6 protein-coding genes are annotated in these 7204 nt (G+C 71.6%); 3 read left to right on the top strand and 3 right to left on the bottom strand.

Annotated features, from left to right (window positions below):
- The first annotated feature begins 79 nt into the window (after positions 1-79).
- Positions 80-613 (top strand): OsmC family protein, encoded by a 534-nt coding sequence (locus CM1CMNOD_RS06135; RefSeq protein ID WP_013872805.1) that lies wholly within the window; start codon positions 80-82, stop codon positions 611-613.
- On the opposite strand, the gene CM1CMNOD_RS06130 is transcribed toward CM1CMNOD_RS06135, so the two are convergent.
- Both CM1CMNOD_RS06130 and CM1CMNOD_RS06125 read right to left on the bottom strand, forming a co-directional pair.
- Positions 614-1171: a GNAT family N-acetyltransferase gene (locus tag CM1CMNOD_RS06130; protein WP_013872804.1), complete on the bottom strand. Its 558-nt coding sequence runs from the start codon at positions 1169-1171 to the stop codon at positions 614-616.
- Entirely contained in the window at positions 1168-1485 is a 318-nt protein-coding gene (locus CM1CMNOD_RS06125) for a hypothetical protein (protein ID WP_131796187.1), read from the bottom strand. Before CM1CMNOD_RS06125 ends, CM1CMNOD_RS06130 begins: the two co-directional genes overlap by 4 nt.
- Before the next feature lie 171 nt (positions 1486-1656).
- Between CM1CMNOD_RS06125 and CM1CMNOD_RS06120 the strand changes: the two genes are divergently transcribed.
- A complete protein-coding gene (locus CM1CMNOD_RS06120) occupies positions 1657-3114 on the top strand; it encodes a tyrosine-protein kinase family protein (RefSeq protein WP_050803368.1) in 1458 nt (485 codons plus the stop codon).
- Positions 3115-3309: 195 nt separating this feature from the next.
- Complete coding sequence (locus CM1CMNOD_RS06115) at positions 3310-5073, top strand: sensor histidine kinase (protein ID WP_013872800.1); 1764 nt, start codon at positions 3310-3312, stop codon at positions 5071-5073.
- Positions 5074-5113: 40 nt separating this feature from the next.
- On the opposite strand, the gene cydC is transcribed toward CM1CMNOD_RS06115, so the two are convergent.
- A partial coding sequence (gene cydC / locus CM1CMNOD_RS06110; protein ID WP_131773888.1) for a thiol reductant ABC exporter subunit CydC occupies positions 5114-7204 on the bottom strand: 2091 nt, incomplete at its 5' end.

Raw genomic sequence — 7204 nt, 5'->3', positions numbered from 1 at the left:
CCACGGAGCGCCACGGGGTTCGGCAGGCCACGGACCGGCATACTTGCCGACGACGGAGCGACGACGAGAGGACGGCCCGGTGAGCGGTCTGAGCGAATACCTGATCGGCAAACGCGACGCCCTCCTCGCCCATCGGGAGCGGGTGGCCGCCGGCGACGTCAAACCGCTGACCGTCTCGGCGACCGTCACCGCGGAGGGACGCACCGGCGTGCGCCGCATCCGGGCCCGCGAGTTCCAGATCATCAGCGACAGCGGGCCGGATCTGGCCGGGCCTAACCTGGGGCCGACCTCGCCGGAGATCCAGCTCGGCGTGCTGGGCAGCTGCCTGACCCACACCTACCTGATCCAGGCGGCCACGCTCGGCGTCCCCCTGGACTCCCTCGACATCGACGTCACCGCCACCTTCGACCCGCGCGCCGGCGAGCCCGGCTACGAGGACCTGCCGGTCTACCCGCACGACCTGCGCTACGCCGTACGGCTGTCCTCCCCCGCGTCCGACGAGGAGATCAGCGGGCTGCGCGAGGCGGTGGAACGCACCTGCCCGATCCTGAACCTGCTGATCAACCCACAGCCGATCCAGGGCACCCTCGAACGCGTCCCAGCCCTGCCCTGATCAGGAGGTACGCGCCGCCCACGTCCCCCGGGTGATGGCGTAGATGTTGTTGTCCCGCCACGGACCGACCGTGGCGATCTTCCGGAAGCTCATCCCGAGTTTCCGGGCGATTCCGTTCGCCCCGATGTTGCCCTGGTCAGTGACGGTGACCAGCTCGTCTTCACCGAGCGCGGCGAAACCGTAGTCGAGCGCGGTCCGGATCGCCTCGGTACCGAGGCCCTGTCGCCAGCGGTCCCGGCGGATGGAGACGGCGACCTCGACCCCGGGCCAACCGTCGGCGTAGTACAGCCCGGCCCGGCCGAGGAACTCGCCTGTGGCCTTGTCCTCGACCGCCCACATGCCGTAGCCGAACAGCACCCACATGCCGGCCAGATGGGTGACCAGCCGCTCGGTGCCTGCCCGGTCGAACGGGCCGTTGAGGTAGCGCATGGTCTCCTCGTCGGCGTTCATCGCCGCGTACGGGTCGATGTCCGCCGGCCGCCAGTAGCGCAGGATCAGCCGGTCCGTGACCACCGTCGGCACGACGATGGATGCGGGCTCGCCGAACTCCAGCGTCATCTCGACCCTCCCGGAAGCACGAGCCGTGCGGACAGCACGCGGACCTGGTCGTGATACTCCCGGACCTCCGTCACGTCCTGCCACCGCGCCAGCCCGACGGCGATCTCCCAGGCCTTCGCCGCGACAGACGATGTCGGCCTGTCCGCAGGCAGCGCGACCGCCCGGGAGGCGACCGCCGCCGCCTCATCCGGTACCGGCCGAGTGCGGGTGGCCAGCGCGGCGGCCACCGCGAGCAACGCATGCCCCTGATCCTCGAACCCGAGTCCATGAGCCTGCGCCAGATGGCGACTTGCGGACTGATGCGAACCGTCCACGAATACCGATACCGGCGACGGAGATCGCGGAGGAGCTGGTGGCCAGGCTGGACGTGGTGCCGGAGTGGCGCCCGAACCTCCCGGTCCTGCGCCCCGAGCCCGAACCGGCCCACCGCGCGGACGTCCCGCGACTGTGAACCGAGGCCGTGAGCACAGTGAGTGGTGAGAACAGTGCGCGGTGAGCGCACGGGGAGCGGTGCGCGCGCGAGCGGCACGGTGGTGACCTTCTACTCCTACAAGGGCGGTGTCGGGCGCACCTTCGCCCTGGCCAACACCGCGGCGCTGCTCACCTCGTGGGGCTACCGGACGCTGTGTATCGACTGGGACATCGACGCGCCGGGCATCCCGTTCTATTTCAGCCGGTGGCTGCCCGAACCGCCCGGGACCGGCCTGGTCGACTTCATCGACGACTTCGCGCGGGGCCGCGACCCGCGGGTCGCCGACTACGTCAGCCGGATATCCCTGCCGGGGCTGGACATACCGCTGGACCTGCTGCCCGCCGGCCCGGCCGACCGCTCCTCCTACGTCCCCCGGGCGCAGACGATCGACTGGGCCGGGCTGTACGGCGGGAAGGACCTCGGCGCCTTCCTGGAGGACTGCCGGGAACGCTGGGTGGCGGACTACGACTTCGTCCTGATCGACAGCCGGACCGGGATCACCGACATCAGCGGGATCTGCACGGCGCAGCTCCCCGACATCCTGGTCGTGTTCTTCACCGCCAACGAGCAGAGCCTGCGCGGGGTCCTGGACGTCGTGGAACGCGCCGAAAAGGCCCGCGACGACCTGCCCTACGACCGTTCCCTGCTGCTGTCCCTCCCCGTCCCCGCGCGTTTCGATGCCCGGGAGGAGTACCGCCGGGCTCAGTACTGGCAGGAACGGTTCGGCCGGGAGCTCGCCCCGCTCTTCCGGAACTGGGCCGTGGAGAAGGTGCCGCTGGAGGGGGTGCCGGTCGAGCGGCTGCTCGGCCTGCTCACGATCCCCTACGTCTCCTACTGGAGCTTCGGCGAGGACCTGCCGGCGCTCGAGGAGGAGGACCCGACACCGGAGAAGATCGGGTACTCGCTGGAGACCCTCGCGGCCACGATCGCCCACCGGCTGGACCGCAGCGACCTGCTCGTGGAGAGCAGGGACTCGTTCGTGGCCGCCGCCACCCGGCAGGGGCTGCGCTCACGCGGCGACGACTACGACTTCGACGTCTTCATCAGTCATGACAGCTTTTCGGAGAGCGAACAGCTCGCGAGGTCGCTGGAGGCTCTGCTGACCCGCCGGGGCCTGCGGGTGCTCGGGCCGTCGGAGCAGGCACGACAGCTCGCTACCGGCGTGGAGCGGTCACGCGCGCTGGACACTCTGCTGGCCCGGTCACGACACCTCGTCATACTGGTCGACCGGTACGTAGACCGTTCCCAGAACCGCGAAATCAACCGGTTCATGCGCCAGACGCTGGACGACCAATCGGACCGCGCGGTTCTTCCCGTACTCGTCCCCGACACCGAATCGGGCAGTCTCCCGAGTCCGCTCAGGCACTTCCAGTACCTGCGCATAACAGACGAAGAAGATCTTTCCGGTGTCGCGGACGGGATTGTTGGCGCAATCACGGGAAGGAACCGCGGCCTGTTGGAACCCGGCTGACCGGCGCATATAGCCCCTGTCCTGGAGCAGGCGCAGGGAAAGCATTCGGCGGTGAAAAGAATCACGGCGGGCTGGCGGAGTGGCAGGTCGTACCGGTCGCGACAAGATGCCGATCGGTCCGCTCGGGATGATTCGCGCGATGTTGCCCGACGGGGAGATCTGCGGGGCCGTCAGGCGTAATACGTTGAGATCGTCATGGATGCAGAGACTGGCGGCGGGAATGCCGTACAACCATATGGTGATGACTTCGTTACCCATCGGGTCGACCAGGCCAAGGATCTGATCGTCACCCAGAGTCGTCTGCGTGGTCTGTTGCGGGCGAGCCGCATGGTTGCCTCGGACCTGAGCCTGCCCGTCGTGCTGACCCGCATCGTGGAAGCCGCATGCGATCTTGTGGACGCCCGTTACGGCGCGCTCGGCGTGATCGCACGAGACCAGAACCTCGAACAGTTCATCCATGTCGGCTTCGACGAGAGCATGGTCCGCCGGATCGGTGACCTGCCGCGAGGCAAGGGCATCCTCGGCCTGCTCATCCGGGAGCCCTACCCGCTGCGGCTCGACGACATCACCACCGACCACCGGGCGGACGGCTTCCCCGCCGGGCATCCGCCCATGCACAGCTTCCTCGGCGTCCCGATCCGGATCGGGACCAAGGTGTTCGGCAACCTCTACCTGACGGACAAACAGAACGCGTCCCGTTTCACCGCCGAGGACGAGGAACTCGTCCAGGCGCTGGCCGCGAGCGCCGGCGTCGCCATCGAGAACGCGCGGCTTTTCGAGGAGGCGCAGCGCCGGCAACGCTGGTTGCAGGCGTCCACCGACATCACCCGGTATCTGCTGGCCGAGGGGCCGAATCCCCTGGAACTCATTGCGCGCCGGACCCAGGAAATCGCCGTCGCCGACTTCTCCGCTGTGCTGCTCCCCCGCGGGTCGGCCGAGGAACTCGTCGTGGAGGTCGCCACCGGCGAATATCCGGACGGGCTGGTCGGCGCGGTCGTTTCCGCCTCGGATCCGCTGGCCGGCCAGAACGGCCCGTCAATGGTGATTCCGCTGATCGCCTCAGGGGAGAGTGTCGGGGCGCTCGTGCTCGGCCGGCGGGCCGAGGGCCGGCTTTTCACCGACGCCGACATCGACATGGCGTCGGGTTTCGCCGGGCACATAGCGCTGGCGCTCGAGCTGGCCCAGGCCCGCGCCGACCGCGACCGCATCGCCGTCCTGGAGGAGCGCGACCGCATCGCCCGCGACCTGCACGACCACGTCATCCAACGGATCTTCGCTACGGCGATCGGGCTGCAGGGCCTGGTCTCGCGCACCGGTGAGGCGCAGCAGGGGGACCGGCTGACCTCCTACATCGACGACCTGGACGAGACCATCGGCCAGATCCGCACAACGATCTTCCAACTGCGCCGCCGCGGGCGCGACAACGTTCCGAGCCTGCGCGGGCAGATCCTCGACATCGTCGACGACGCGACCGTCTCCCTCGGGTTCGCACCGCACCTGCGCTTCGAGGGCGCGCTGGACTCCAGCGTGTGCAACATCGTCGGCGAGCATCTGGTGGCGGTCCTGCGCGAGGCCCTGTCGAACGTCGCCCGGCACGCGTCGGCGACCCAGGTGTACGTGACCGTCTGGTCCACCGACGGCCAGGTACGGCTGGACGTCATCGACAACGGGGTCGGTGGGGTGAACCCGGAGGGCCGGGACAGCTCCAGCGGGCTGGCCAACATGCGCAGCCGGGCGGAGGAGCTCGGCGGCAGGTTCATCGTGTTCTCCCCCGCCGCCGCCGGTACCCGGCTGTCCTGGTCCGCCCGGACCCGCGCGCTGGACACGGCGGATACAGCGGACACACCGGATGGGCCGGACGGGCCGCATCCCGCCGATGGCCCGTGTCGCCCGAGCGGCACAGGCCGTTCGAGTGACACGGAACCGTCGAGCGGCGCTCAGCCGCCGGCGGGCGGCTGAACCGGCGGGCGGCTGAGCGCAGAGCAGGTGTCCGCGCTCGTCAGGCGGCTGAGCGCAGGGCGGGCACCCGTGTACCGCCCGCCAGCTCCACCACCGCGTCCAGCTCCTCGAAGCCGACCGTGCGATGGCTGATCAGCAGCACCGTCCGGCCCCGGGTGACGTCCAGGATCGTGCGCATCACCGCGGCCTCGGTCACCGGGTCGAGATGGGCGGTGGGTTCGTCCAGGACGAGCACCGCGGGGTCGGACAGCAGGGCGCGGGCGAGCAGCAGCCGCTGGCGCTGACCGCCGGACATCCGCTCCCCGTCCGCGCCGACCCGGGTGGCCAGGCCGTCCGGCAGGCCGGCGACCCAGCCACCGAGCCCGACTCGCCCAAGGACGTCGGTGAGGTCGGCCTCGGTCGCGTCGGTACGGGCGATCAGCAGGTTCTCCCGCAGCGTCGCGTCGAACACGTGCGCGTCCTGGGTCATGCCGGTGACGCGCCGGTACAGCTCGTCGGTGGCGACGTCGCGCAGGTCGACACCGCCGACGAGGACTTCGCCCGCCTGCGGGTCGCGCAGGCGCAACAGCAGGTCGGCGACGGTGCTCTTGCCCGCGCCGCTGGCGCCGACGAGCGCGACCCGGGCGCCGGCGGGCAGGTGGAGGTCGAAGCCGTCGAGCACCGGCGGGCCGTCCGGGGCGTACCGCAGCACGACATCGCGCATCCGGACCTCAAGCGGCCCGTCGGGCAGCGGCCGCGGATGGGCCGGCTCGCCCACCAGCGGCTCGCGGTCGAGGACGGCGAACACCCGGGTCGCCGACGCCCGGGCCTCGGCGAGGGCGGCGAACGCGGTGGTGAGCCCCGCCAACGGCTCGAAGGCGGCGACCGTGGTCAGCACGACCACCCCGAGCATCACCCCGGACAGCGCCTGCTGCCCCACCGCCGCCACCCCGACGGCGCTGACCGCCGCGAGGGTCAGGCCGGCGGCGAACATCGCGGCCGCGCTCCCCCACGCCGGTGACCCGCGCCAGGACGCCGCCAGCCGGGCTATCTCGCCGTCCCGGCGGTGTACCCGGGCGAGCCGGGCGGGCGCCGCGCCGAACGCCACGATCTCGTCCAGCCCGTCCAGCACGGCGACGATCTCGACGTCCCGCCGGGCCCGCGCCGCGGCGGTGGCCGTGACCATCTCCTGGGTACGGCGGCCGGTCACCGGCCCGGCCAGCACCGCGGCCACCGCGAGCCCGACCGCCAGGACGCCCCCCGCGGGCGGCGACACGACTGCAACCATGATCACAGCGCCGGCGCAGGCGAGCGCCGCGGACGCGGTGGGGGCCACCCCGCGCAGCAGCGACTCGCCGACCCCGTCCACGTCCGCGGTGAACCTGCGCAGCAGATCCCCGCGGCGGTGGGTCCCGAGGGCGGCGGGGGCCAGCGGCACGAGCCGGGCGAACACCTCCGCGCGCAGCCTGGCCAGGCCGCGCAGGGCCGCGTCATGGGTGACGAGACGTTCGACATAGCGGAAGACTGGCCGGCCGAGCCCGAACGCCCGGACGGCGACGATCGCGACCATCAGGGTCAGCACCGGCGGCTGCTGCGACGCCCGGACGATCAGCCATGCCGACGCGGCGGTCAGCCCGATGCCGCACCCCAGCGCGGCGGCCCCGGCGAGGATGCCGAGGGCGAACCGTCGCCGGGCCGAGACGAACAGCTCCAGTGCCCGCCGGTGGGCGCTGGCCGGCGGAGACTGGGAGCGGGAGCGGGAGCGGGACCGGTGCCGGGACCGGGAGCGCACGCCCGCCAGCGAGACGGAGATGTCTTCCGGGATGTCTTCCAGCGGTGTGTCTCCCGGCCGCCGGACGGATGCGCTCACCGGTGGGACGGATGTGACGGCCGGCCGGAGAGGCACCGCCGGCGGTGGGACGGGCACAGCCGGGCGGGGAGCAGGCGAAAGCGTCAGGGCGGCCGGAGCCGGCGGGTGCGCCGGGCCGGGCGGCGGCTCTGTGCGGCCATCCACCGGGCGGTCGCTGCCCAGACCGTCGGTGGCTGTCCAGTCGGCGGTCGGGCCGTCGGCGGCCACCCGGCCCGCCGCGATCGTGACGACCCGGTCGGCGACGTCGGCGAGAGCGGCCGAATGCGCGACGAGCACCACCGT

The organism is Protofrankia symbiont of Coriaria myrtifolia (genome assembly GCF_900634755.1).
In the GTDB taxonomy this organism is placed as follows: Bacteria; Actinomycetota; Actinomycetes; order Frankiales; family Frankiaceae; genus Protofrankia; species Protofrankia coriariae.
This window is presented reverse-complemented; position numbering and strand designations above follow the sequence as displayed.